This window comes from Streptomyces sp. NPDC088157 (assembly GCF_044741545.1).
Taxonomy (GTDB): Bacteria; Actinomycetota; Actinomycetes; order Streptomycetales; family Streptomycetaceae; genus Streptomyces.
On record NZ_JBIUSU010000009.1, the window covers coordinates 65,432 to 89,112 of the forward strand.

A 23,681-nucleotide genomic window follows, 5' to 3' on the forward strand; every position below is an offset into this window, starting at 1 on the left:
GCCGGGCGCCCCCGCCGGGGGGGGGGCGGCGGGGGGGGGGGGGGGGGCCCCCCCCCCCCCCCCCCCCCCCCCCCCGCCCCCCCCCCGCCCCCCCCCGGGGGGGGGGGCGGCCCCCCCCCCCCCCCCCCACCCCTCGGTCTTTGTGACCTCTCCGATCGGTCCTGTGTGGGGTTCTGCACACTCTCCCTCTGCAGGTCAACAGCAAGTTGACGGCTCTTCCGGGCCCGTGGTGGACTGCCCGGGCCATGTACGGCGGCAGAAGAGGAAGCCGGTGCGAATCCGGCGCGGTCCCGCCACTGTCACCGGGGTAGAAACCCCCGGGAGCCAGGAACTCTCGCCGCCGGTCTCGTCGAACCAGGGCGTGGACACCCTGAGTGAGGACATATCGCCATGCTCGCTCGGCCGTTGAGGTACAGCACCAGGTCGCTGCCCGACCGCACGGCCGGCTGAGCCGATGCGTGCCGATCGCCTCTACGCGTACGGCGCCGCCACCGGCCTCCTGGGCGACCTGCTGCTCGGCGATCCGCGCCGAGGGCACCCGGTCGCCGCGTTCGGGCGGGCCGCCGGTGCCGTGGAGCGGCTGCTGTGGCGTGACCACCGGGGGTGGGGCGCCCTCCATGCCGTCGTGTGCGCCGGCGGGGTCGTGACCCTGGGAGCCGTCGCCGAGAAGGCCGTTCGCCGTTCCCCCGCCGCTTCCGTCGCCCTCGTCTCCGCCGCCGCCTGGACCGTCGTCGGGGGCAGTTCCCTGGTCCGGGAGGCCCGGGCCATCGGGCGGGCGCTCGAAGCGGGGGACGTCGAGGCCGCCCGGGAGCGGCTGCCGCATCTGTGCGGGCGGGATCCGCAGGCTCTGGACGCCGACGGGATCGCCCGGGCGGTCGTGGAGTCCGTCGCCGAGAACACCTCCGACGCCGTCGTGGGGGCGCTGGTGTGGGGCGCCGTGGGCGGGGTGCCGGGGCTGCTCGGGTTCCGGGCCGTCAACACCCTGGACGCCATGGTCGGTCACCGGTCGCCGAGGTATCTGCGCTACGGGTGGGCCGCCGCCCGCCTCGACGACGTCGCCGGATGGCCAGGGGCCCGGCTGACCGCCCTGCTCGCGGCCCTCGCGGGGGACGATCCGCGGGGCGCCGTACAGACCTGGCGGGCCGACGCCGGTAGGCATCCGAGTCCCAACGCCGGGCCGGTGGAAGCGTCCTTCGCGGGCGCCCTCGGGGTGCGGCTCGGCGGAACCCTGTCGTACGCGGGGCGGGTCGAGCACCGGCCCGTGCTGAACGGAACGGCCGGGCGGCCCGTCGTCGCCCGGGACATCGAACGCGCCGCACGGCTCTCCCGCCGCGTCGGCCTGCTCGCGCTCGGCGTCACCGTCGCCGCGCGCGTCCTCGCCACGCGCGTCGTCGCGAAGAACCAGCCGAAGGGACGTACGTCATGAGCGGGGGTCTCCTCGTCGCCGGCACCACCTCCGACGCCGGCAAGAGCGTCGTCACGGCCGGCATCTGCCGGTGGCTGGTACGGCAGGGGGTGAAGGTCGCGCCCTTCAAGGCGCAGAACATGTCCCTCAACTCCTTCGTGACGCGCGAGGGCGCCGAGATCGGGCGGGCCCAGGCCATGCAGGCCCAGGCCTGCCGGGTGGAGCCGACCGCGCTGATGAACCCCGTACTGCTCAAGCCGGGCGGTGAGCAGAGCAGTCAGGTCGTGCTGCTCGGCAAACCGGTGGGCGAGATGAGCGCCCGTGGCTATCACGGGGGGCGGCAGCGGAAACTCCTCGGAACCGTTCTCGACTGCCTCGCCGAGTTGCGGGGCACGTATGACGCGGTGATCTGTGAGGGGGCGGGCAGTCCTGCCGAGATCAATCTGCGGCGGACGGACATCGTGAACATGGGAATCGCGCGGGGCGCGCGGCTGCCCGTGCTCGTCGTCGGAGACATCGACCGCGGGGGCGTCTTCGCCTCCTTCTTCGGCACGGTCGCCCTGCTCTCGCCCGAGGACCAGGAGCTCGTCGCCGGGTTCCTGGTCAACAAGTTCCGGGGGGACGTCTCCCTGCTGGAGCCGGGCCTGGACATGCTGCACGGGCTCACCGGGCGGCGGACGTACGGCGTGCTGCCGTTCCGGCACGGGCTCGGGATCGACGAGGAGGACGGGCTGAGGGTCTCGCTGCGCGGGACCGTGCGGGAGTCGAACACCGCCCCGCCCGTCGGCGAGGACGTCCTGCGGGTCGCCGTCTGCGCCGTCCCTCTCATGTCCAACTTCACGGACGTGGACGCGCTGGCCGCCGAGCCCGGCGTCGTCGTGCGGTTCGTGGACCGGCCCGAGGAACTGGCCGACGCCGACCTGGTGGTGATTCCGGGGACCCGGGGCACCGTGCGGGCCCTGGAGTGGCTGCGGGAGCGGGGACTCGCGCGGGCCATTCTCCGCAGGGCCGCCGAGCAGCGGCCCGTCCTCGGCATCTGCGGGGGTTTCCAGATCCTCGGCGAACACATCGAGGACGAGGTCGAGAGCCGGCTCGGACGGGTGGAGGGGCTCGGAGTCCTTCCGGTCCGGGTGCGGTTCGCCCGCGAGAAGACCCTCACCCGGCCGGTCGGGGAAGCCCTCGGCGAACCGGTCGAGGGGTACGAGATCCATCACGGGGTCGCCGACGTCACCGGCGGGGAGCCGTTCATCTCCGACGACCGGGGACACAGCCTCGACGGCTGCCGGGTCGGGCAGACCTGGGGCACGCACTGGCACGGCTCACTGGAGTCGGACGGATTCCGGCGGGCCTTTCTGCGCGAGGTGGCGGCCGCCGCGGGCCGTCGTTTCGTGCCCGCCTCCGACACCTCGTTCGCCGCGCTGCGCGAGGAACAGCTCGACCGGCTCGGCGACCTGATCGAACAGCACGCGGACACCGACGCGCTCCGGCGGCTCATCGAGTCGGGCGCGCCGCAAGGACTGCCTTTCATTCCACCGGGAGCGCCCGCATGAGCACAGTGTTGTTGTTGTCGACCGCCGACACCGATCTGCTGGCGGCCCGGGCCGCCTCCGGTGCCTCGTACCGGATCGGCAACCCGACCCGGGTGGATGTCGCGGGGGAACTCCCCGCGCTCCTCGACGGCGCCGACATCGCGGTCGTACGGCTGCTCGGCGGCAAGCGGGCCTGGGAGGACGGGCTCGCCGCACTCCGGGCGTCCGGCGTGCCGACCGTGCTGCTGGGCGGCGAGGCCGTGCCCGACGCGGAGCTGATGGCCGAGTCGTCGGCGCCCGCCGGTGTGGTGGCGGAGGCGTTGCGCTATCTCGTCGAGGGCGGCCCGGCCAACCTGACCGAGCTGGCCCGCTTCCTCTCCGACACCGTCCTGCTGACCGGTGAGGGGTTCGTCGAGCCGCAGAAGATGCCCGAGTTCGGCGTCCACGGCGAGCGTGCCTTCGTCGAGGGCCGGCCGACCATCGGGGTGCTCTTCTACCGGGCGCACGAGCTGAGCGGCAACACCGCCTTCGTGGACACGCTGTGCGACGCCGTCGAGGCACGTGGCGCCAACGCCCTTCCCGTGTACTGCGGTTCGCTGCGCGGGGCGGACCCGGGGCTGTACGAGATCCTCGGGCGGACCGACACCCTCGTCGCCACCGTCCTAGCCGCCGGCGGCACGCACGCCTCGCAGGCCTCGGCGGGCGGGGACGAGGAGGCCTGGGACATCGGCGCGCTCGCCGAGCTCGACGTCCCCGTACTGCAGGGGCTCTGCCTCACCTCCTCGAAGAGCGCCTGGGAGGCGTCCGACGCCGCCCTGTCCCCCATGGACGCGGCGATGCAGGTCGCCATCCCGGAGTTCGACGGGCGGATCATCACGGTCCCCTTCTCCTTCAAGGAGCAGGGCCCGGACGACGTCCCGGTGTACATCGCCGACCCCGAGCGGGCCGGACGCGTAGCCGGGATCGCCGTACGGCACGCCCGGTTGAAGCACAAGGCGAACGGCGACAAGAAGCTCGCGCTCGTCTTCACCGCCTACCCGACCAAGCACTCGCGGGTGGGCAACGCGGTCGGGCTCGACACGCCCGCCTCGGCCATCCGGGTGCTGGACGCCCTGCGGGACGCGGGCTACGGCGTCACGGGGCACCCCGACAACGGCGACGAGCTGATCCACCGGCTGATCAACGCCGGTGGCCACGACGTGGAATGGCTCACCGAGGAGCAGCTGGCCGCCGCGCCCGCCCGGGTCCCGCTGGCCGACTACCGGGCGTGGTTCGACACGCTCGATCCCCGGCTGCGCGCGGGCATGCTCGAGGCGTGGGGCGAGCCGCCGGGTTCGCTGTACGTCGACGGGGACGACATCGTGCTGGCCTCCCTCCGGTTCGGGAACGTCGTCGTGATGATCCAGCCGCCGCGCGGCTTCGGCGAGAACCCGATCGCGATCTACCACGACCCCGACATGCCGCCGTCGCACCACTACATGGCCGCCTACCGGTGGCTGGAGAACAGTTTCGGCGCCGACGCGATCGTGCACATGGGCAAGCACGGCACGATGGAGTGGCTGCCGGGCAAGGGGCTCGGGCTGGGCGGGGGCTGTGCCCCGGACGCCGTCCTCGGTGATCTGCCGCTCGTCTACCCCTTCATCGTCAACGACCCCGGCGAGGGCACCCAGGCCAAGCGGCGCGGGCACGCCACCGTCGTCGACCACCTCGTCCCGCCGATGGCGCGCGCCGACACCTACGGCGACCTGGCCAAGCTGGAACAGCTCCTCGACGAGTACGCGCTCGTCTCCGACCTCGATCCGACGAAGGCGCCGGCCGTGCGGGCGCAGATCTGGACGCTGGTCAAGGCGGCGGAGCTGCACAACGACCTGCATGTGGACGAGCAGCCGGGCGACGACGCCTTCGACGAGTTCGTCATGCACATCGACGGCTATCTGTGCGAGATCAAGGACGTGCAGATCAGGGACGGGCTGCACATCCTCGGTGGTGGTCCGGTCGGCGAGGCGCGGGTGAACCTCGTGCTGGCCGTGCTGCGCGCCTCGCAGGTGTGGGGCGGGCAGGCGAACGCGCTGCCGGGGCTGCGGGCCTGCCTCGCCGAGCACTTCGGGCTGGTCGAGAAGGAGCTGCTGGGCGAGCCCGGTGCGCCGGTGAAGGTGCCGGACGGACTGACCTCGCTCGTCGAGGGGCCCTCGCGGTCGGCAGCCGACGCGATCGACCTCCTGGAGCAGCTGTGCCGCCGGTTCGCGGAGGGCATGGAGGAGCGCGGCTGGGAGGCGTCGGCCGTCCCCTCACTCGTACGCGAGGTCGTGGGCGTCGAACTCCCGGACGTCGTCGCGGTGTTGGAGTTCGCGTGCCGTGAGGTGGTACCGCGGCTGGCGAAGACGACGGACGAGATCGACCACATCCTGAAGGCCCTTGACGGCGGTTACGTCCCGGCCGGTCCGTCGGGCTCTCCGACGCGCGGGCTGGTCAACGTGCTGCCGACCGGGCGCAACTTCTACTCGGTCGACCCCAAGGCCATTCCCTCCAGGCTGAGCTGGGAGGTCGGGCAGGCCCTCGCGGACTCCCTCGTGCAGCGGTATCTCCAGGACACGGGCGACTACCCGAAGTCCGTCGGCCTGACGGTCTGGGGCACCTCCGCGATGCGCACCCAGGGCGACGACATCGCCGAGATCCTGGCGCTGCTGGGCTGCCGCCCGGTGTGGGACGACGCCTCGCGCCGGGTGACCGGGTTCGAGGTGGTGCCCCTGGCGGAACTCGGCCGGCCTCGCATCGACGTGACCGTCCGCATCTCCGGGTTCTTCCGGGACGCGTTCCCGCACGTGGTGGGGCTGATCGACGACGCGGTGCGGGCGGTGGCCGAGCTGGCCGAGCCCACCGAGTCCAACTTCGTACGCGCCCACGTGGACGAGGACGCCGCCGCACACGGCGACCGGCGGCGCGCGACGGCCCGTATCTTCGGCTCCAAGCCGGGGGCCTACGGGGCGGGTCTGCTGCCGCTGATCGACGCCCGCAACTGGCGCTCGGACGCGGACCTGGCCGAGGTGTACGCCGTCTGGGGCGGCTACGCCTACGGGCGCGGGCTCGACGGGCGGGCGGCACGCGGGGACATGGAGACGGCGTTCAGGCGGATCGCCGTCGCGGCCAAGAACGTGGACACCCGCGAACACGACCTCGTCGACGCCGACGACTACTTCCAGTACCACGGCGGCATGGTCGCCATGGTGCGGCACCTGACGGGCGCCAACCCCGAGGCCTACGTGGGCGATTCGGCCGTCCCGGACCAGGTGAGGACCCGGTCCCTCGGCGAGGAGACGCACCGCGTGTTCCGGGCACGGGTGGTCAACCCGCGCTGGATGGCGGCCATGCGCAGGCACGGCTACAAGGGCGCCTTCGAGATGGCGGCGACCGTCGACTACCTCTTCGGCTACGACGCCACGGCAGGGGTCGTCGACGACTGGATGTACGAGAAACTCAGCGCCGAGTACGTCTTCGACCCGGAGAACCGGGACTTCATGAAGAAGTCCAACCCGTGGGCCCTGCGGGGCATCACCGAGCGGCTCCTCGAAGCCGCCGACCGCGGGCTGTGGGCCGAGCCGGACGCCGACACGATCGAGCGGCTGCGCGCCACGTACCTGGAGCTCGAAGGCGACTTGGAGGGCAACGAGAAGTGAGTACCCCGTTCCCGTTCACGGCCGTCGTCGGCCAGGACGACCTGCGGCTCGCGCTGCTGCTGAACGCCGTCTCGCCGGCGGTGGGCGGTGTGCTGGTCCGTGGTGAGAAGGGCACCGCCAAGTCCACGGCCGTGCGCGCCCTCTCGGCGCTCATGCCCACGCTGGACGTCGTCGCCGGCTGCCGGTTCTCCTGCGATCCCGGCTCCCCCGACCCCGCCTGCCCGGACGGGCCGCACGAGCCCGGGGCGTTCGAGACCCGGGCCGCCCGGATGGTCGAACTGCCCGTCGGCGCCTCCGAGGACCGGCTGGTCGGCGCCCTCGACATCGAGCGGGCGCTGGCGGAGGGCGTGAAGGCCTTCGAGCCGGGACTCCTCGCGGACGCGCACCGCGGGATCCTGTACGTCGACGAGGTCAACCTCCTCCACGACCACCTGGTCGACCTGCTGCTCGACGCGGCCGCGATGGGCGCCTCGTACGTGGAGCGCGAGGGCGTCTCCGTCCGCCACGCCGCGCGGTTCCTGCTCGTCGGGACCATGAACCCGGAAGAGGGCGAGCTGCGGCCGCAGTTGCTCGACCGGTTCGGGCTGACGGTGGAGGTGGCCGCCTCGCGCGAGCCCGACCAGCGGGTGGAGGTCGTCCGGCGGCGGCTCGCCTACGACGACGATCCGGAAGGGTTCGCCACGCGGTGGGCGCAGGAGGAGAGCACCGTGCGCGGTCGGATCGTGGCGGCGCGCGCCCTGCTGCCGTCGGTGCGGCTGGGCGACGGAGCGCTGCGGCAGATCGCGGCGACCTGCGCCGCCTTCGAGGTGGACGGCATGCGGGCCGACATCGTGATGGCGCGGACGGCCACCGCGCTGGCCGCGTGGGCGGGACGGACCGAGGTGCTCGCCGAGGACGTGCGGACGGCGGCCTTGCTCGCGCTGCCGCACCGCAGGCGCCGCAACCCGTTCGACGCGCCGGGACTCGACGAGGACAAGCTCGACGAGACGCTGGAGGAGTTCGGCGGCGCGGACGACGAGGACCCCGATCCCGACCCCGACGGCCCGGGCGGCGGAGACGGCGGGCAGCCGCCGCGGTCCGACGGTGACGGTCCGCAGGGCGACGACACGGCCGCCCGTCCCGAGGCCGAGGAGGGCGGCGGGACCGAAGAGGCCGGTGAGGGCGGGCAGCCGCAGCCGGCCGGTTCCGGCGCCGGGGAGCAGTCCGCGGTACGGGCCGCCGAGCCGTTCCGTACGAAGACGCTGAGCGTGCCCGGGATCGGCGAGGGCGCCACCGGGCGGCGGTCGCGGGCGCGGACGGAACACGGGCGGACCACCGGAGCCCGACGGCCCCGCGGCACGCTCACCAAGCTGCATCTGGCGGCGACCGTGCAGGCCGCGGCCCCCCATCAGCGGGCGCGGGGACGGTCCGGGCCGGGGCTCGTGGTGCGCCGGGACGATCTGCGGCAGGCGACCCGGGAGGGGCGCGAGGGGAACCTCGTGCTGTTCGTCGTGGACGCGTCCGGGTCGATGGCGGCCCGGCAGCGGATGGGCGCGGTGAAGGGTGCCGTGCTGTCGCTGCTGCTCGACGCCTATCAGCGGCGCGACAAGGTGGGGCTGGTCACCTTCCGGGGGGCGGCCGCGGACGTCGCGCTGCCGCCCACCTCGTCGGTGGACGCCGCCGCCGTGCGGCTGGAGTCGCTGCCCACCGGCGGGCGGACGCCGCTCGCCGCCGGGCTGCTCAAGGCGCACGACGTGCTGCGGGTGGAACGGCTGCGGGATCCGGCGCGGCGGGCTCTGGTGGTCGTGGTGACGGACGGACGGGCCACCGGTGGGGCGGAACCGGTCGCCCTCGCCGGGCGGGCGGCACGGTTGTTCGCCGCCGAGGGGATCGCCTCCGTGGTCGTCGACTGCGAGTCGGGGCCCGTGCGGCTGGGGCTCGCGGGGCAGCTCGCGGGCGAGCTGGGGGGCAGCGCTGTGACGCTGGACGAGTTGCGGGCCGACTCCATCGCCGGGCTGGTCAGGGACGTGCAGGGGACTTCGAGGAGGGCCGCGTAATGCCTCAGGGGCAGCCGAGTGTCGTGCCGGACGACGGACTGACGACCCGTCAGCGTCGTAACCGGCCGCTGGTCGTCGTGCACACGGGGGTGGGCAAGGGCAAGTCCACCGCCGCGTTCGGGCTGGCGCTGCGGGCCTGGAACCAGGGATGGCCGATCGGGGTGTTCCAGTTCGTCAAGTCGGCGAAGTGGAAGGTCGGCGAGGAGAACGCGCTGCGCGTGCTGGGAGCGTCCGGGGAGGGCGGTTCCGTCGACTGGCACAAGATGGGCGAGGGGTGGTCCTGGGTCCAGCGGGACTCGCAGATGGACAACGAGGAGAAGGCCCGCGAGGGCTGGGAGCAGGTCAAGCGGGATCTCGCGGCCGAGACGTACAAGCTGTACGTGCTCGACGAGTTCGCGTACCCGATGCACTGGGGATGGGTCGACACGGACGAGGTCGTCGACGTGCTGCGCCATCGGCCGGGCACCCAGCACGTCGTGATCACCGGGCGGAACGCGCCGGAGAAGCTCGTCGACATCGCCGACCTCGTCACCGACATGTCCAAGGTCAAGCATCCGATGGACGCGGGCCAGAAGGGGCAGCGGGGTATCGAGTGGTGACGCCGTGCTGACCTCCCCGTCCTCCGTCCCCCGGCTGGTCATCGCCGCGCCGTCCTCCGGCAGCGGCAAGACCACCGTCGCCACCGGGCTGATGGCCGCGTTCGCCGCGCGGGGGCTCGCCGTGTCCCCGCACAAGGTGGGGCCGGACTACATCGACCCCGGATACCACTCGCTCGCGACCGGGCGGACGGGGCGCAACCTCGACGCGTATCTGTGCGGGCCGGAGCTGATCGGGCCGCTGTTCGCGCATGGCGCGCGCGGGTGTGACATCGCCGTGGTCGAGGGGGTCATGGGGATGTTCGACGGGGCCGCGGGGGAGGGTGAACTGGCGTCCACCGCCCATGTGGCGAAGCTGCTGCGGGCGCCGGTCGTGCTCGTGGTCGACGCTTCGTCGCAGTCGCGGTCCGTGGCCGCGCTCGTGCACGGTTTCGCCTCCTGGGATCCGGAGGTGCGGATCGGAGGCGTGATCTTGAACAAGGTCGCTTCCGATCGGCACGAGGAGTTGTTGCGGGAGGCGCTCGACTCGGCGGGGGTGCCGGTGCTGGGCGTGTTGCGGCGGGTGGCTCAGGTGGACACGCCGTCCCGGCATCTGGGGTTGGTGCCGGTCGCCGAGCGGCGGGCTGCGGCGGTGGACTCCGTCGCGGCCATGAGGGCGCAGGTTTCCCAAGGGTGCGATCTTGAGGCCCTGGTCGCGCTGGCTCGTGGTGCGGGGGTCTTGTCGGGTGCGGCCTGGAATGCGGCCGAGGCGCTGGCTTCGCAGCCCCCGCCGCCCCTCCCCGTCCCGACCCCGGGGGCAGCGCCCCCAGACCCCCGCTTTCGGCCTGAAAGGCCTCGTCCCCGAACGCCGGACGGGCTGAGTGAGAACGGCCCGGGCGGCAGGGTGCGGGTCGCTGTTGCCGGGGGGCCTGCGTTCAGCTTCTCCTATGCCGAGCATGCCGAATTGCTTGCCGCTGCCGGGGCCGAGGTCGTCGTCTTTGATCCGCTTCGGGACGAGGGGCTTCCGGAAGGGACCCGTGGGCTGGTCATCGGGGGTGGGTTTCCCGAGGTGTACGCCGCCGAGTTGTCCGGGAACGAGGCGCTGCGCCAGGAGGTCGTCGCCCTCGTGGAGTCCGGTGGCCCGGTCGCCGCCGAGTGTGCCGGGCTGCTGTACCTGTGCCGGGAGTTGGACGGGCAGCCCATGTGCGGGGTGCTCGACGCCACCGCGCGGATGAGCGGGCGGCTCACGCTCGGGTATCGGGACGCCGTGGCCGTGAGCGACAGTGTGCTGGCCGTGGCCGGGACGCGGATGCGCGGGCACGAGTTCCACCGGACCGTCGTCGAGCCCGGCTCGGGGGCGGCTCCCGCCTGGGGGGTGCTGGCCCCGCGGCGGGTCGAAGGATTTGTGGAGCGCGGTGTGCACGCGAGTTATCTGCACACGCACTGGGCGTCCGAGCCCGGTGTGGCCCGTCGGTTCGTGGAGAGGTGCCGGACGTCATGAGCAGCAGACTGGTCGGAGTCGGGGTGGGCCCCGGGGATCCGGAGCTGGTGACCGTCAAGGGTGTCAACGCGCTGCGGGCCGCCGAGGTCGTCGTCGTGCCCGTGATGGACAGCGGGGAGCGGGGGCGGGCCGAGGCCACCGTGCTGCACTACGTGCCGCAGGAGAAGATCGTCCGGGTCGTCTTCGCGCTCAACGAGCGGACCGACCGGACACGGCGGGAGGCCGCCTGGGACGCCGCCGGGGAGCGGGTCGCCGGGTTGCTGCGGCAGCACGGCCGCGTCGCCTTCGCGACCATCGGCGACCCCAACGTGTACTCCACCTTCACCTATCTCGCGCAGACCATCGTGGAGTCGGTGCCGGGCGTGGTGATCGAGACCGTGCCGGGCATCACCGCCATGCAGGACCTCGCGGCACGGTCGGGTGCCGTGCTGACCGAGGGCACCGAGCCGTTGACGCTGGTGCCGGTGACCGCGGGCTCGGCCGTGCTGAAGGACGCGCTCGCCGGACCGGGGACCGTCGTCGCCTACAAGTTCGGACGGCAGGCCGCCGAGGTCGCCGAGGCGCTGCGGGAGACCGGGCGGATCGGGGACGCCGTGTGGGGGTCGGCGCTCGGTCTTGCGGAGGAGTCCATCCGGCCCGCCGGGGAGCTGGACGGCGAGCCGCTTCCCTACCTCTCCACGCTCATCGCGCCCGCGCGGCGCGAGGGCGGCCGGGGCGGCAAGCTGTGAGTCCGTCCGCCCTCGGGTCACGAGGCCAGGCCCACCACCAGCCAGATGAAGGCCGCGCCCGCGACCGTGCACAGCACGGTCGACCGGGCGGGGTGTTCGTGGTGGGCCTCGGGGAGGATCTCGGCGGCGGCCAGATACAGGAGCGCGCCGCCGAAGAAGCCCAGGTAGCCGCCGAGCAACTGCTCCGGGATGCTGACGAAGGTCGTCGAGGCCGCGCCCACCACCGGTGCGGCCGCGTCGGCGAACAGCATGAACAGGGCCTTGCGGCGGGCGTTCCCGTACAGACTCGTGATCGTGTACGTGTTGAAGCCGTCCGCGAAGTCGTGGGCGACGACCGCCAGGGCCACGGCGGCTCCCATGCCACCGCCCACCTGGAAGGCCGCGCCGATCGCCACGCCGTCCATGGCGCTGTGGAAGACCATCGCGGCGGCCGCGGTCAGACCCACCTCGGGGGCCCGGCCGTCGGGAACCCCCCGGCCGACGTGCTCGTGCGGCGGAGCCGGGTGGACGTGCTCCTCGGCGCCGTGCGCGGCCTGGCGTGCCGCCAGCAGCCGTTCCACCAGATGGGCCACCAGGAAGCCCGCCACGAAGAGCAGCAGGGCGGCCGGGACGCCGAAGACCTCCGTGCCGGCCGCCTCCAGGGCCTCCGGCAGCAGATCCAGGCCGACGACGCCCAGCATCAGGCCGCCGGCCAGGCCCAGCACCAGGTGACGGCGGTCGGTCACGCGCTGTGCCGTCCAGCCGCCGGCCAGCGTCATGAGGAACGCGCCGAGCGCGACGAAGACCGCCATAGGCCCTTGCTATCCGATCAACCCCCGATCGCGCACATCCGCGCCGTCCACTGACGTCGGAAAACACGGACAAAGCCCGCTATGAGAGGACCCGAACCCATGGCCGATGCCCCCACCGGCAAGGTGACCTTCGTCGGTGCCGGCCCCGGCGCCGCCGACCTGCTGACGTTCCGCGCCGCGCGTGCCATCGCCGACGCCGACGTCGTGATCTGGGCCGCGAGCCTGGTCCAGGCGGAGGTTCTCGAGCACGCGCGCGAGGGCGCGGAGATCCTCGACTCGGCGACCATGTCCCTGGAGGACGTCGTCGCCGTGTACGAGCGGGCCCGCCGGGAGGGGCTGAAGGTCGCCCGTATCCATTCCGGCGACCCCGCGCTCTGGGGCGGTACGCAGGAGCAGCTCGACCGGTGCGAGGAGATCGGCGTCGAGACCGAGATCGTGCCCGGTGTGTCCTCGTTCTCGGCCGTCGCCGCGCTGGCCCGGCGCGAGCTGACGATCCCCGAGGTCGCGCAGTCCGTCGTCCTCACCCGGCTCGGCGGGGGCAAGACGCCGATGCCGCCCGGCGAGGAGGTGCGGGAGTTCGCCAGGCACGGCACGACCATGGCGATCTTCCTTTCGGCCGCCCGGAGCGGGCAGCTGGTGCGGGAGCTGCTGGAGGGCGGCTACCCGACCGCCACCCCGGTGGTCATCGCCCACCAGGCGACCTGGCCGGAGGAGCTGGTCGTGAAGTGCACGATCGGGACGCTGGAGGAGACGGTCAAGGAGCACAAGCTCTGGAAGCACACTCTGTTCCTGGTCGGCCCGGCCCTCGACGCGCACGGCACCCGCTCGCACCTGTACCACCCCGGTCACTTCCACGGCTATCGCAAGGCCGACCCGGAGGCCCGCCGGGCGCTGCGGACTCGGGGTGCCAGTACGTGAGCCGGCCGATCACCGTCATCGGAACGGGGACGGGGGCCGCGCCCGGAGCGGAGCCGCTCGCCGGGGCCGAACTCGTCGTGGGCGGGCGGCGGCACCTGGACGCCGCGCGCCTGCCCGCGTCCGCCGAGCGGATCGTGCTCGGTCCGCTCGCCCCGGCCCTCGACACCATCGGGGAGTACGTCGGGAAGGACCGGCGTGTGGTCGTGCTGGCCTCCGGCGACCCCGGGTTCTTCGGGATCGTGCGGGCCCTGGCCGAGCGGTTCGGGGCGCACCGGCTGGACGTCCGGCCCGGGGTCTCGTCCGTGGCCACCGCCTTCGCACGGATCGGGCTGACCTGGGACGACGCCGTCGTCGTCAGCGCGCACGGGCGGGATCCGCGGACGGCGGTCCATGTCTGCCGGGCGCACCCGAAGGTCGCCGTCCTGACCGGGCCGGGCGCGGGGCCCGCCGAGCTGGGGGCCGCGCTCGCGCGCAGCGCTCCCGGTCGGGTGCTCGTCGTCGCCTCCGCGCTGGGCGACCCGGCGGGCGAGCGCGTGGAGCGCGTCTCCCCCGCCGAGGCCGCCGGACGCGACTGGGGTACGGCGGTGAGTGTCGTCCTGTGCCTGGACGAGACGCGGGCGTCGGGTCCCGTACGGACCCTGGCCGGGCCCGGGATCCGGCCCGGCGGGTGGGCGCTGGACGAGGGCGACTTCGCCCACCGTGACTCGATGATCACCAAGTTCGAGGTGCGGGCGCTGGCCCTGGCCCGGCTCGGGCCGCGCTCCGGCGATCTGGTCTGGGACGTGGGCTCCGGGTCGGGATCCGTGGCCGTGGAGTGCGCGCGGCTCGGCGCCGCCGTCAGCGCGGTCGAGAAGACGGCGGACGGGGTCGCGCGGATCCGCGCCAACGCCGACGCGCACGGCGTCGACGTGCAGGTGGTGCACGGCGCCGCGCCGGACGCGCTGGCCGGACTCGACGACCCCGACACCGTGTTCGTCGGCGGCGGCGGGGGCGAGCTGCCCGCGATCGTCGGGGTGTGCGCGCGGCGGGCCCGGCGGACCGTGGTCGTCGCGCTGGCCGCGCTCGACCGGGTTCCGGCGGTGCGCGCCGCGCTCACGGACACCGGGTTCGACGTCGACGGGGTGCTCCTGCAGTCCTCGCGGCTGGCACCGCTGCCGGGTGACGTGACCCGGCTCGCGGCGACCAATCCGGTTTTCCTGCTGTGGGGGACCAGAACCCCCCTCTCTGAAGAAGGAGTTGCTCAGTGATCGGCCTCATTTCCGCCACCGCGGCGGGGGCGGCGGCGCGCGACCGGCTGGCCGCGGCCTGGCCGGACCGCACGCGCGTGTACGACGGACCCGTCGGGGACGCCGTCCGGCGGGCGTTCGCGGAGTGCGAGCAACTGGTGTGCTTCCTGGCGACGGGAGCGGTCGTCCGGCTCGTCGCGCCGCTGCTCGGCGACAAGGCGTCCGACCCCGGTGTGGTGTGCGTCGACGAGGCCGGGCGGTTCGCCGTGTCCCTGGTCGGCGGGCACGGCGGCGGCGCCAATGAACTCGCGCTGTCCGTCGGCGGGTTGCTGGGTGCGCAGCCGGTGGTGACCACGGCCACGGACGCCGTCGGCATCCCCGGTCTCGACACCCTCGGCCTTCCCGTGGAGGGCGATGTGGCCGGCGTGACGCGGGCCCTGCTGGACGGTGAGCCGGTATCGCTGGACGCCGAGGTGGCGTGGCCGCTGCCGCCGGTGCCGTTCGCGCAGCGGGGGGCGGCCCACACCGTGCGGCTGACGGACCGGGCGGCCGAGCCCGGCGCGCGTGAGGTCTTGCTGCGTCCGCCGTCCCTCGTCGTCGGCGTGGGCGCGTCCAAGGGCGCTCCGGTCGACGAGGTGCTCGAGCTGGTCGAGGGCGTGTTGCGGGAGGCCGGGCTGTCCGTCCGCAGCCTCGCCGAGCTCGCCACCGTCGACGCCAAGGCCGGGGAACCGGGCATCGTCGAGGCCGCCCGGCGGCTCGGCGTGCCCGTGGTGACGTACTCCGCCGAGGAGCTGGCGGGCGTCGAGGTGCCGAACCCGTCCGACGCCCCGCTCGCCGCCGTCGGCACGCCGTCCGTGGCGGAGGCGGCCGCGCTGATCGGCGGGGGCGAACTCCTGGTCCCCAAGCGGAAGTCGGCCGGGGTTCCCGCGACGGCGACCTGCGCGGTCGTCCGGCGGCCGGGGCGCGGGCGGCTCGCGGTCGTCGGGCTCGGTCCCGGTGCGCGGGACCTGCTCACGCCCCGCGCGAGGGCGGAGCTGGAGCGGGCCTCGGTGCTCGTCGGCCTCGACCAGTACGTCGACCAGATCCGCGACCTGCTGCGGCCCGGCACCCGGATCCTGGAGTCGGGGCTCGGGGCCGAGGAGGAACGGGCCCGGACCGCCGTCGAGGAGGCCCGGCGCGGACAGGCCGTCGCACTGATCGGCAGCGGGGACGCGGGCGTCTACGCGATGGCCTCCCCCGCGCTCGCCGAGGCGTCCGACGACATCGACGTGATCGGCGTGCCCGGGGTGACCGCCGCGCTCGCGGCCGGCGCGATCCTCGGCGCGCCCCTGGGCCACGACCATGTGTCGATCAGCCTGTCCGACCTGCACACGCCGTGGGAGGTCATCGAGCGGCGGGTGCGGGCGGCGGCCGAGGCGGACATCGTCGTCACGTTCTACAACCCCCGTTCCCGGGGCCGTGACTGGCAGCTGCCCAAGGCGCTGTCGATCCTCGCCGGGCACCGGGAGCCGACGACGCCGGTGGGAGTCGTACGCAACGCCTCGCGCCCGGACGGGAGCGCGAGGCTGACGACCCTGGAGGAACTCGACCCGGCGTGGGTCGACATGATGACGGTCGTGACGGTGGGCAACACGGCGACCCGGAACATCGCGGGGCGCATGGTGACGCCCCGCGGCTACCGCTGGCAGGAAGACTCCCGGTCAGGCTCCACGGAGGGCGCGCTGTGAACCGTGTGGTCCACCCGATCGAGCAGGAGTCGTTCCGGCGGCTGCGAGCCCGCCTGGACACCTCGCACTTCGCGCCGCTGAGCCGGGCGGTGGTGGAGCGGGTCATCCACTCCGCCGCCGATCTGGAGTACGCGAGCGATCTCGTGCTGGACGAGGGCGAGTTGACGAAGGCGCACACCGCGCTGCACGCCGGGGCGCCCGTCGTCGTCGACGTGGAGATGGTGGCCGCCGGGATCACCCGGCGGGACACCGTCTGCCGTCTCAAGGACGCCAGGTCCGGTCCCGGGCTGACCCGGTCCGCCCACGCGATCCGGCTGGCGTACGAGGAGGTCGGGCCCGGCGCCCTCTGGGTGATCGGCTGCGCGCCGACCGCCCTGGAGGAGCTGCTGACGCTCGACGCCTCCCCCGCGCTGGTCATCGGCCTGCCCGTCGGCTTCGTCGGCGCGGCCGAGTCGAAGGCCGCGCTCCGCGACAGCGGCCTGCCCGCCGTGAGCAACGTGTCCGAGAAGGGCGGGTCGGCGGTCGCCGCCGCCGCGCTCAACGCCCTGCTGTACACACCTCTTTCGCCCCCCGCTTCGCCCTCCGAGGAGAAACAGTGATCACCCCGCCGCCCGCCCTGCTCATCGCCGGCCATGGCACCCGGGACGAAGCCGGAGCCGAGGCGTTCCGCGACTTCGTACGGGAACTCGGCCGCCGCCACCCCGAGCTGCCCGTCGCGGGCGGCTTCATCGAGCTGTCCCCGCCGCCGCTGGGCGAGGCGGTGACGGAGCTGGTGGAGCGCGGCGTACGGCGCTTCGCCGCCGTCCCGCTGATGCTGGTGTCCGCCGGGCACGCCAAGGGCGACATCCCGGCGGCCCTGTCCCGCGAGAAGGAGCGGCACCCCGGCATCTCCTACACGTACGGGCGTCCGCTGGGCCCGCACCCGGCGCTGCTGAACGTGCTGGAGCGGCGGCTGGCCGAGGCGCTGGGTACCGGGAACCGTGCCCCCGAGGACCTGGCCGACGTCACCGTGCTGCTGGTCGGGCGCGGCTCGACGGACCCGGACGCCAACGCCGAGGTGTACAAGGCGGCGCGGCTGCTGTGGGAGGGACGCGGGTACGCGGGCGTGGAGACCGCGTTCGTGTCGCTGGCCGCGCCCGACGTGCCGAGCGGACTCGACCGCTGCGTGAAGCTGGGCGCGCGGCGGATCGTCGTCCTCCCCTACTTCCTGTTCACCGGGATCCTGCCGGACCGGGTGCGGCACCAGACCGAGGGCTGGGCCGCCGCGCACCCGGAGGTCGAGGTGCGGTCGGCGGACGTCATCGGTCCCGAGCCGGAACTGCTCGACCTGGTGATGGAGCGGTACGAGGAGGCCGTCGGGGGCGACCTGCGCATGAACTGCGACTCGTGCGTGTACCGGATCGCGCTGCCGGGCTTCGAGGACAAGGTGGGACTGCCGCAGCAGCCGCACTTCCACCCCGACGACGAGGGCCACCACCACGACGGCCACCACCACGGACACACCCACTCCCATGCGCGCTGAGGGGCCCGCCGGCGATCACCACGGTGCCGCCCAGGGGCACGCCGGCGGCCACGACCTGCGCCACCACGGGGACGCCGAGGTGCGCGACGACGGCTCGGCGCTCGTCGACCTCGCGGTGAACGTCCGCGCGGACACGCCTCCGCGCTGGCTGCGTGAGCGCGTCGCCGCGTCCCTGGGCGGCCTCGCGGCCTACCCGGACGGGCGGGCCGCGCGGGCGGCGGTCGCGGCGCGGCACGGGCTGCCCGTCGAGCGGGTGCTGCTGACGGCGGGCGCGGCGGAGGCGTTCGTGCTGCTGGCGCGCGCCCTGAAGGTCCGGCGGCCCGTCGTCGTGCACCCGCAGTTCACGGAGCCGGAGGCGGCGCTGCATGACGCCGGGCACAGCGTGGACCGGGTGGTGCTGCGTGCGGAGGACGGGTTCCGGCTGGATCCGGCGGCCGTTCCCGAGCGGGCCGACCTGGTGGTGATCGGCAATCCGACGAACCCCACATCGGTGCTGCACCCCGCGGAGACGATCCGCCGGCTGGCCCGGCCCGGGCGCACGCTGGTGGTGGACGAGGCGTTCATGGACGCGGTGCCGGGCGAGCGGGAGGCCCTCGCCGGACGGACGGACGTGCCCGGTCTGGTGGTGCTGCGCAGCCTGACCAAGACCTGGGGGCTGGCGGGGCTGCGGATCGGCTACGTGCTCGCCGCGCCGGAGACCGTCGCCGAGCTGGAGCGGGCCCAGCCGCTGTGGCCGGTGTCCACGCCGGCGCTGGTGGCGGCGGAGGCGTGCATGGGCGCGCAGGCGCTGGCGGAGGCGGCGCACGCGGCCCACCGGGTCGCCGCGGACCGGGCGCATCTCGTGGCCGGCCTCGAGGAGTTCGGCGTGGACGGCGTGCGGGTGGTGGGACCGGCGGACGGCCCCTTCGTCCTCGTACGGCTGCCCCGGGCCGACGCCGTCCGCCGGCGGCTGCGCACCCTGGGGTTCGCGGTCCGGCGCGGGGACACCTTCCCGGGGCTGGACGAGGAGTGGCTGCGGCTGGCGGTACGGGACCGGGTGACGGTGAACCGCTTTCTCCAGGCACTGGACCAGGCACTGGCGCTGACCCGGGAATGAGGCCGGGGCAGGGACGCGGGCAGGACACGGACTCGGACGGGGTACGGACACGGGCGAGGCACGGGCTGGGGCGGGGTACGGGCTCGGGCGGGACGTCCCGGGTCCGTGCCCCCGCGGCCCGTCCGGTCAGCCGCGGCGCCTGACCAGCGCCACCGCTCCCCCGCCCGCGGCCAGCAGGGCCACCGCGCCGCCCGCGAGGTAGGGGGTCACCGAGCTGCCGCCGGTCCGGGCCAGGTCCGCCTGGGCGGGCGCACCCTGGGCCTCGATGTCACCGGCCGGGGCGGCGCTCGGCTCGGCGGCCCGGTCCTGGCCCTGGTTCTGCTCCTGACCCTGGTTCTGCTCCTGACCCTGGTTCTGCTCCTGGGCCTGGTTCTGCTCCTGGGCCTGGTTCTGCTCCTGGGCCTGCTCGGGCTCCTGTTCCTGCGCGGCGGGTGCCTCGCAGGTGGCCTCGGCGAGGGTCAGGGTGCCCGTGACCTCGGCGACGTTGAGGTGCAACGGGTTGACGGAGACGGTGAGTTCGAGGGCGGTGGCGGCGGCCGTGCGGGTGGTGGTCTCGCGCTTCGACAGGTCCAGGCGGACCTCGCCCACGCCCGGTACCTTCACGTCCGTCGTGCCGCCGGTGCTCACCGACACCTTCTTGCCCAGGACCGTCACCGAGCCGAGCAGGTTGGAGACGGCCACCGGGGTCTTCCCGGCCTCGCAGGTCGCCCTGGAGGTGACCGTGCCGACCTCGATGAGGGAGAGCAGCGGCAGGCCGGGGACGTGCAGCTTGGCGTGGACGAGGCGGGTGGAGGCCTCGGCCCCGTCACCGTCCGAGGTCGCCTTCGCCTCGGCGACGTCCGCGCGCAGGACGCTGAACGGCCTTCCGCCGGCGACGCCGTCCAACTCGGCGGTCAGTGCGGTCTTCTCGGCGCTCCGCGGAGCCCGCACCTCGTTCAGGGAGACGGCGAGCGGGACGTCGACGGTCTTGTCGAGCAGGGCCACGTCGAGGCCGGTGCGCAGGACGGACGCACTCGCCCGGCCCTGGCCGGAGGTCGCGTGGGCGGTGCCCGCGCCGGCCAGGGCCGCGGGACCTGCGGCCAGGGCCGTGACCGCCACGACGGTGGCGACGCGACGGGCGCGTGCGGGCAGCGGGAAGTTGTTGCCGTTCAAGGGTGGGACCCCCAGAAGAGAAATGCCTCGGGACCCCGCAAGAATTACGTACGAGGGGTGAACGGTCAGCAGGGTGACGCGAGTTCACTCCAACGTGAGTTTTCCGTGCGTGTCTTCGAATCCATCGGCACGCACGTTCTCCACAACCGCCCGCGTCACAGCGCTCTCAGCTCACCACCGTGCCGTCGAGTACCACCCGGCGCGGAGCCGCCAGCACTCGTACGTCGGCGCGCGGGTCCGTCTCGTAGACCACCAGGTCCGCCGGGGCGCCCTCGACCAGACCGGGGCGCCCGAGCCACTCGCGTGCGCCCCAGGTGGTCGCCGAGAGCGCCCGCACCGGAGGGATGCCCGCCGTCACCAGTTCCGCGACCTCCGCCGCCACCAGACCGTGGGGCAGCGTGCCGCCGGCGTCCGTGCCGACGAAGACCGGGACACCGGCGTCGTAGGCGGAGCGCACGGTGTCGTAACGGCGTTCGTGCAGGCGCCGCATATGGGCCGCCCAGCGCGGGAACCTGGACTCGCCGCCGGCGGCCAGGTTCGGGAACGTGGCGATGTTGACGAGAGTCGGGACGATCGCCACACCGCGTGCCGCGAACAGCGGGATCAGGTCGTCGGTCAGGCCCGTGGCGTGCTCGACGCAGTCGATGCCCGACTCGACCAGGTCGCGGAGCGAGTTCTCGGCGAAGCAGTGCGCCGTGACCCGCGCGCCCAGGCGGTGGGCCTCCGCGATGGCGGCCTCGGCCGCTTCCCGTGGCCAGCTCGGTGCCAGGTCGCCCACCTCGCGGTCGATCCAGTCGCCGACCAGCTTGACCCAGCCGTCACCGCGCCGGGCCTCCCGGGCGACGTACTCGACCAGGTCGTCGGGCTCGATCTCGTGTGCGTAACCGCGGATGTAGCGGCGGGTACGGGCGATGTGCCGGCCCGCCCGGATGATCTTCGGAAGGTCCTCGCGGTCGTCGACCCATCGGGTGTCGGAGGGCGAACCCGCGTCACGGATCAGCAGGGTGCCCGCCTCGCGGTCGGCCAGCGCCTGCTTCTCGGCGACGTCCCGGTCGACGGAGCCGTGCGCGCCCAGGCCCACATGGCAGTGGGCGTCGACCAGACCGGGCAGGGCCCAGCCCTCGACGGTCCGGACGTCGCGGGCGCCGACGGGACGGTCGTAGGAGATCCGGCCGTCGACGACCCACAACTCGTCGCGGACTTCGTCGGACCCCGTCAGGATCCGGCCCTTCACGTGCAGCACCGCGCGATCGCTCATGCGGTGCACCCTAACCACTGCGCCGCCTACCGCTCCGGCTCGCCCACCTGGTCGGAGGTGCCCTCCTCCACGTCGGCCATCGCGGGGTCCAGCAGGCGGGAGAGGAAGTGCCGGGTGCGCTCGTGGCGGGGGTTGCCGATGACCTCGGCCGGGTCGCCGTCCTCCACGATCACCCCGCCGTCCATGAAGACGACCCGGTCGGCCACCTCGCGGGCGAAGGTCATCTCGTGGGTGACGACCATCATCGTCATGCCCTCGTCGGCGAGCATCCGCATGACCGCGAGGACATCGCCGACCAGCTCCGGGTCGAGTGCCGACGTCGGCTCGTCGAACAGCATCACCTCGGGGCCCATGGCCAGGGCACGGGCGATCGCGACGCGCTGCTGCTGACCGCCGGAGAGGGAGGCGGGGTAGGCGGTCGCCTTCTCCGACAGTCCCACCCGCTCCAGGTTCTCGGCGGCCACCTTCGCCGCCTCCACCTTGCCGCGCCGCAGCACCCGGCGCTGCGGCAGCGTGAGGTTCTCGGTCACCGACAGGTGCGGGAACAGGTTGAACTGCTGGAAGACCATGCCGATGCGGCGGCGTACGGCGTCGATGTCGACGTCGGGGTCGGTGAGCTCGGTGCCGCCGACGAAGACCTGGCCCTTGCTGGGCTCCTCCAGCAGGTTCACACAGCGCAGCAGCGTCGACTTCCCGGAGCCGGACGGGCCGATCACGCAGACGACCTCACCCTGGCCGATCTCCAGGTCGATGCCGCGCAGCACCTCGTTGGCGCCGAACGACTTGTGCAGGTCGCGGACTTCGATCTCCGGTCGGCTCATTTCACGGCCTCCTGGGCCTTCGCCTCCATGCGCCGCACGACGAAGCCGAGCGGGATGGTCACCAGCAGGTAGCACAGGCCGGCGACCAGGATGGGCGTGGAGTTGGCGGTCGTGCTGGCCAGGTCACGGCCGTACTTGGACAGTTCGCGCTCCTCCAGGGTCACCCCGAGGAGCAGGACCAGGGAGGAGTCCTTGAAGAGCATGATCAGCTCGTTGGTGAGCGGCGGAAGGATGATCCGGAACGCCTGCGGGATGATGACCGAGACCATCGCGCGGGCGGGCGAGAAGCCCAGCGACCGGGCCGCCTCCAGCTGTCCCTTGGGCACGGCCTGGATGCCGGCCCGGAACGTCTCCGCCATGTAGGCGGCCCCGATCAGGCCGAGCCCGAGGGCCGCCTTGCCGTAGGTGCCGCCGACGATCTCGGTGCCGGGGAAGGCCAGCGGCACGGCCACGCCGATGAAGACGAAGATCAGCAGGGCGGGCAGACCGCGGAAGATCTCGATGTACACGCCGGCCACCCAGCGGTACGGGCCCACGGAGGACAGCCGCATCAGGGCGATGACCAGACCGAGCACCAGCCCGAGGACGAAGCCGGACACCGTGTACAGCACGGTGTTCTTCAGCGCCAGTGTGATGACGTCCGGGAACATCTCCTTCGCGATGTCCCACTGGGCGAACTGGTTCTTCAGCCGGCCCCAGTCCGCCGTGACCGCGAAGACGATCACGGCGGCGACGAAGACGACGTACTGCGCGCCGCGCGAGAGGCGGCGCTTCTGGCGCCGGGTCAGGCCCTTTTTCTTCGGTTGGAGTCGTACGTCGGTATCGGCCATGGGGTCAGGAGGCCGAGGCGGCGGCAGACGGGGAGGCGACCGACTCGTCGTACGGGCCGATCCACTTCTCGTACAGCTTCTTGTAGGTTCCGTCGGCCTTCGCGTCCGTCAGCGCCTTGTTGATCGCGGCGACCAGCTTGGCGTTGCCCTTCTTCACCGTGAAGCCGTACTGCTCGCCGGTGTCGAGGTTGTCGACGATCTTGAAGGCGTCGGCGTTGGCCTTGTCCTTCAGCCAGCCCTGCACGACCGGGTAGTCGATGACGACGGCCTTGACCTGGCCGGTGCGCAGACCGTTGAGGACGGCGTCGGAGGACTCGAAGGAGACCGGGTCGAAGCCCTGCTTCTTGGCGTAGTCCTCGCCGGTGGTCTGGGCCTGGGCGCCCAGCTTGACGCCCTTGGACTTCACGTCGGCGAGCGAGGTGACGCCCGCGCCCTTGTCGACCAGGACCGCCTGGGTGGCGTCGAAGTAGGGGTCGGAGAAGTCGACGTTCTTCTTGCGCTCGTCGGTGATGGTCATGCCGGCCGCGGCCAGGTCGCACTGACCGGAGTTGAGGAAGGCGCCGGTCTTGAAGTTCTCGAAGGGGGTGTCGTTGATCACCTGCTTCACTCCCAGGTCCTTGGCGACCAGGTCGATCAGCGAGACGTCGAAGCCCTGCACCTTGCCGTCGATCTCCGACTGGAAGGGCGGGTAGGGCAGGTGGGTGCAGGTGGTGAGCTGGCCCGCCTTGACGAGCTCGACCCCGCCGGCGGCGGTCCTGGAGCCGCTGCCGCCGTCATCGGTGGAGGTGCAGGCGGCCACGAGCATCATTCCGGCCGTCATGGTGGTGGCGGCCAGAACGCGGGTCCGGCGGCCGGGGAGGGTGTTCACGGCGGGCCTTCCTGTAAGGAAACT

The 23,681-nt window shown here is 73.3% G+C and carries 19 protein-coding genes and 1 riboswitch; of the genes, 13 read left to right on the top strand and 6 right to left on the bottom strand.

Going from position 1 to position 23,681, the window contains the following annotated elements; genetic code table 11:
* Window positions 1-213: 213 nt before the first annotated feature.
* A riboswitch (cobalamin riboswitch) is annotated at window positions 214-357 on the top strand.
* A gap of 97 nt (window positions 358-454) precedes the next feature.
* The 7 genes from ACIPFH_RS32275 to cobI are packed head-to-tail and all read left to right on the top strand — an operon-like array spanning window position 455 to window position 11,448.
* Window positions 455-1,426, top strand: a complete 972-nt coding sequence (locus ACIPFH_RS32275; RefSeq protein ID WP_401832042.1) for a cobalamin biosynthesis protein — start codon at window positions 455-457, stop codon at window positions 1,424-1,426.
* Window positions 1,423-2,955, top strand: a complete 1,533-nt coding sequence (locus ACIPFH_RS32280; RefSeq protein WP_401832045.1) for a cobyric acid synthase — start codon at window positions 1,423-1,425, stop codon at window positions 2,953-2,955. Before ACIPFH_RS32275 ends, ACIPFH_RS32280 begins: the two co-directional genes overlap by 4 nt.
* Window positions 2,952-6,608 carry a cobaltochelatase subunit CobN gene (gene cobN, locus ACIPFH_RS32285; RefSeq protein WP_401832048.1) on the top strand — a complete coding sequence of 1,219 codons (3,657 nt, stop codon included), beginning with the start codon at window positions 2,952-2,954 and terminating at the stop codon, window positions 6,606-6,608. Before ACIPFH_RS32280 ends, cobN begins: the two co-directional genes overlap by 4 nt.
* A complete protein-coding gene (locus ACIPFH_RS32290) occupies window positions 6,605-8,644 on the top strand; it encodes a putative cobaltochelatase (RefSeq protein ID WP_401832049.1) in 2,040 nt (679 codons plus the stop codon). The genes cobN and ACIPFH_RS32290 overlap by 4 nt, the downstream gene beginning before the upstream one ends.
* Window positions 8,644-9,243, top strand: a complete 600-nt coding sequence (gene cobO / locus ACIPFH_RS32295) for a cob(I)yrinic acid a,c-diamide adenosyltransferase (protein WP_401832051.1) — start codon at window positions 8,644-8,646, stop codon at window positions 9,241-9,243. Before ACIPFH_RS32290 ends, cobO begins: the two co-directional genes overlap by 1 nt.
* Window positions 9,244-9,247: 4 nt before the next feature.
* Window positions 9,248-10,720 carry a cobyrinate a,c-diamide synthase gene (locus ACIPFH_RS32300; RefSeq protein WP_401832053.1) on the top strand — a complete coding sequence of 491 codons (1,473 nt, stop codon included), beginning with the start codon at window positions 9,248-9,250 and terminating at the stop codon, window positions 10,718-10,720.
* Complete coding sequence (cobI, locus tag ACIPFH_RS32305; RefSeq protein WP_401832054.1) at window positions 10,717-11,448, top strand: precorrin-2 C(20)-methyltransferase; 732 nt, start codon at window positions 10,717-10,719, stop codon at window positions 11,446-11,448. Before ACIPFH_RS32300 ends, cobI begins: the two co-directional genes overlap by 4 nt.
* A gap of 17 nt (window positions 11,449-11,465) precedes the next feature.
* Here cobI and ACIPFH_RS32310 read toward each other — a convergent pair whose 3' ends face one another.
* A complete protein-coding gene (locus ACIPFH_RS32310; protein WP_401832056.1) occupies window positions 11,466-12,239 on the bottom strand; it encodes a ZIP family metal transporter in 774 nt (257 codons plus the stop codon).
* 99 nt (window positions 12,240-12,338) lie between these two features.
* Between ACIPFH_RS32310 and cobM the strand changes: the two genes are divergently transcribed.
* The 6 genes from cobM to cobC are packed head-to-tail and all read left to right on the top strand — an operon-like array spanning window position 12,339 to window position 18,728.
* Window positions 12,339-13,157 carry a precorrin-4 C(11)-methyltransferase gene (cobM, locus tag ACIPFH_RS32315; protein ID WP_401832057.1) on the top strand — a complete coding sequence of 273 codons (819 nt, stop codon included), beginning with the start codon at window positions 12,339-12,341 and terminating at the stop codon, window positions 13,155-13,157.
* The gene (gene cbiE, locus ACIPFH_RS32320; protein ID WP_401832059.1) at window positions 13,154-14,404 is read left to right on the top strand and encodes a precorrin-6y C5,15-methyltransferase (decarboxylating) subunit CbiE; all 1,251 of its coding nucleotides are present in this window, start codon (window positions 13,154-13,156) and stop codon (window positions 14,402-14,404) included. Before cobM ends, cbiE begins: the two co-directional genes overlap by 4 nt.
* Complete coding sequence (gene cobJ / locus ACIPFH_RS32325; RefSeq protein WP_401832062.1) at window positions 14,401-16,110, top strand: precorrin-3B C(17)-methyltransferase; 1,710 nt, start codon at window positions 14,401-14,403, stop codon at window positions 16,108-16,110. Before cbiE ends, cobJ begins: the two co-directional genes overlap by 4 nt.
* Window positions 16,107-16,709, top strand: coding sequence for a precorrin-8X methylmutase (locus ACIPFH_RS32330; RefSeq protein WP_356257295.1), 603 nt, complete (start codon window positions 16,107-16,109; stop codon window positions 16,707-16,709). Before cobJ ends, ACIPFH_RS32330 begins: the two co-directional genes overlap by 4 nt.
* Window positions 16,706-17,632: a sirohydrochlorin chelatase gene (locus tag ACIPFH_RS32335; RefSeq protein WP_401832065.1), complete on the top strand. Its 927-nt coding sequence runs from the start codon at window positions 16,706-16,708 to the stop codon at window positions 17,630-17,632. The genes ACIPFH_RS32330 and ACIPFH_RS32335 overlap by 4 nt, the downstream gene beginning before the upstream one ends.
* Window positions 17,622-18,728, top strand: coding sequence for an Rv2231c family pyridoxal phosphate-dependent protein CobC (gene cobC / locus ACIPFH_RS32340; RefSeq protein ID WP_401832068.1), 1,107 nt, complete (start codon window positions 17,622-17,624; stop codon window positions 18,726-18,728). Before ACIPFH_RS32335 ends, cobC begins: the two co-directional genes overlap by 11 nt.
* A gap of 126 nt (window positions 18,729-18,854) precedes the next feature.
* Here the strand turns inward: cobC and ACIPFH_RS32345 are convergent, their stop codons facing one another.
* From ACIPFH_RS32345 to ACIPFH_RS32365, 5 genes are all read right to left on the bottom strand, one after another.
* Window positions 18,855-19,880, bottom strand: coding sequence for an SCO1860 family LAETG-anchored protein (locus ACIPFH_RS32345; RefSeq protein ID WP_401832070.1), 1,026 nt, complete (start codon window positions 19,878-19,880; stop codon window positions 18,855-18,857).
* A 166-nt stretch (window positions 19,881-20,046) separates the two neighbouring features.
* On the bottom strand, window positions 20,047-21,138 hold the full coding sequence (locus ACIPFH_RS32350; RefSeq protein WP_401832073.1) for an amidohydrolase family protein: 1,092 nt from the start codon (window positions 21,136-21,138) through the stop codon (window positions 20,047-20,049).
* A 26-nt stretch (window positions 21,139-21,164) separates the two neighbouring features.
* Entirely contained in the window at window positions 21,165-21,959 is a 795-nt protein-coding gene (locus ACIPFH_RS32355; RefSeq protein ID WP_401832076.1) for an amino acid ABC transporter ATP-binding protein, read from the bottom strand.
* Window positions 21,956-22,789 carry an amino acid ABC transporter permease gene (locus ACIPFH_RS32360; protein ID WP_356257310.1) on the bottom strand — a complete coding sequence of 278 codons (834 nt, stop codon included), beginning with the start codon at window positions 22,787-22,789 and terminating at the stop codon, window positions 21,956-21,958. The genes ACIPFH_RS32355 and ACIPFH_RS32360 overlap by 4 nt, the downstream gene beginning before the upstream one ends.
* Before the next feature lie 4 nt (window positions 22,790-22,793).
* A complete protein-coding gene (locus ACIPFH_RS32365) occupies window positions 22,794-23,657 on the bottom strand; it encodes a transporter substrate-binding domain-containing protein (RefSeq protein WP_401832079.1) in 864 nt (287 codons plus the stop codon).
* Window positions 23,658-23,681 lie beyond the last annotated feature (24 nt).

What these genes read in the sequence shown, in the direction of transcription:
- ACIPFH_RS32275 (WP_401832042.1), top strand. Translation starts at nt 455, where the DNA reads ATGCGTGCCGATCGCCTCTACGCGTACGGCGCCGCCACCGGCCTCCTG.
- ACIPFH_RS32280 (WP_401832045.1), top strand. Translation starts at nt 1,423, where the DNA reads ATGAGCGGGGGTCTCCTCGTCGCCGGCACCACCTCCGACGCCGGCAAG.
- cobN (WP_401832048.1), top strand. Translation starts at nt 2,952, where the DNA reads ATGAGCACAGTGTTGTTGTTGTCGACCGCCGACACCGATCTGCTGGCG.
- cobO (WP_401832051.1), top strand. Translation starts at nt 8,644, where the DNA reads ATGCCTCAGGGGCAGCCGAGTGTCGTGCCGGACGACGGACTGACGACC.
- cobI (WP_401832054.1), top strand. Translation starts at nt 10,717, where the DNA reads ATGAGCAGCAGACTGGTCGGAGTCGGGGTGGGCCCCGGGGATCCGGAG.
- ACIPFH_RS32310 (WP_401832056.1), bottom strand. Translation starts at nt 12,239, where the DNA reads ATGGCGGTCTTCGTCGCGCTCGGCGCGTTCCTCATGACGCTGGCCGGC.
- cobM (WP_401832057.1), top strand. Translation starts at nt 12,339, where the DNA reads ATGGCCGATGCCCCCACCGGCAAGGTGACCTTCGTCGGTGCCGGCCCC.
- cobC (WP_401832068.1), top strand. Translation starts at nt 17,622, where the DNA reads ATGCGCGCTGAGGGGCCCGCCGGCGATCACCACGGTGCCGCCCAGGGG.
- ACIPFH_RS32350 (WP_401832073.1), bottom strand. Translation starts at nt 21,138, where the DNA reads ATGAGCGATCGCGCGGTGCTGCACGTGAAGGGCCGGATCCTGACGGGG.
- ACIPFH_RS32355 (WP_401832076.1), bottom strand. Translation starts at nt 21,959, where the DNA reads ATGAGCCGACCGGAGATCGAAGTCCGCGACCTGCACAAGTCGTTCGGC.
- ACIPFH_RS32360 (WP_356257310.1), bottom strand. Translation starts at nt 22,789, where the DNA reads ATGGCCGATACCGACGTACGACTCCAACCGAAGAAAAAGGGCCTGACC.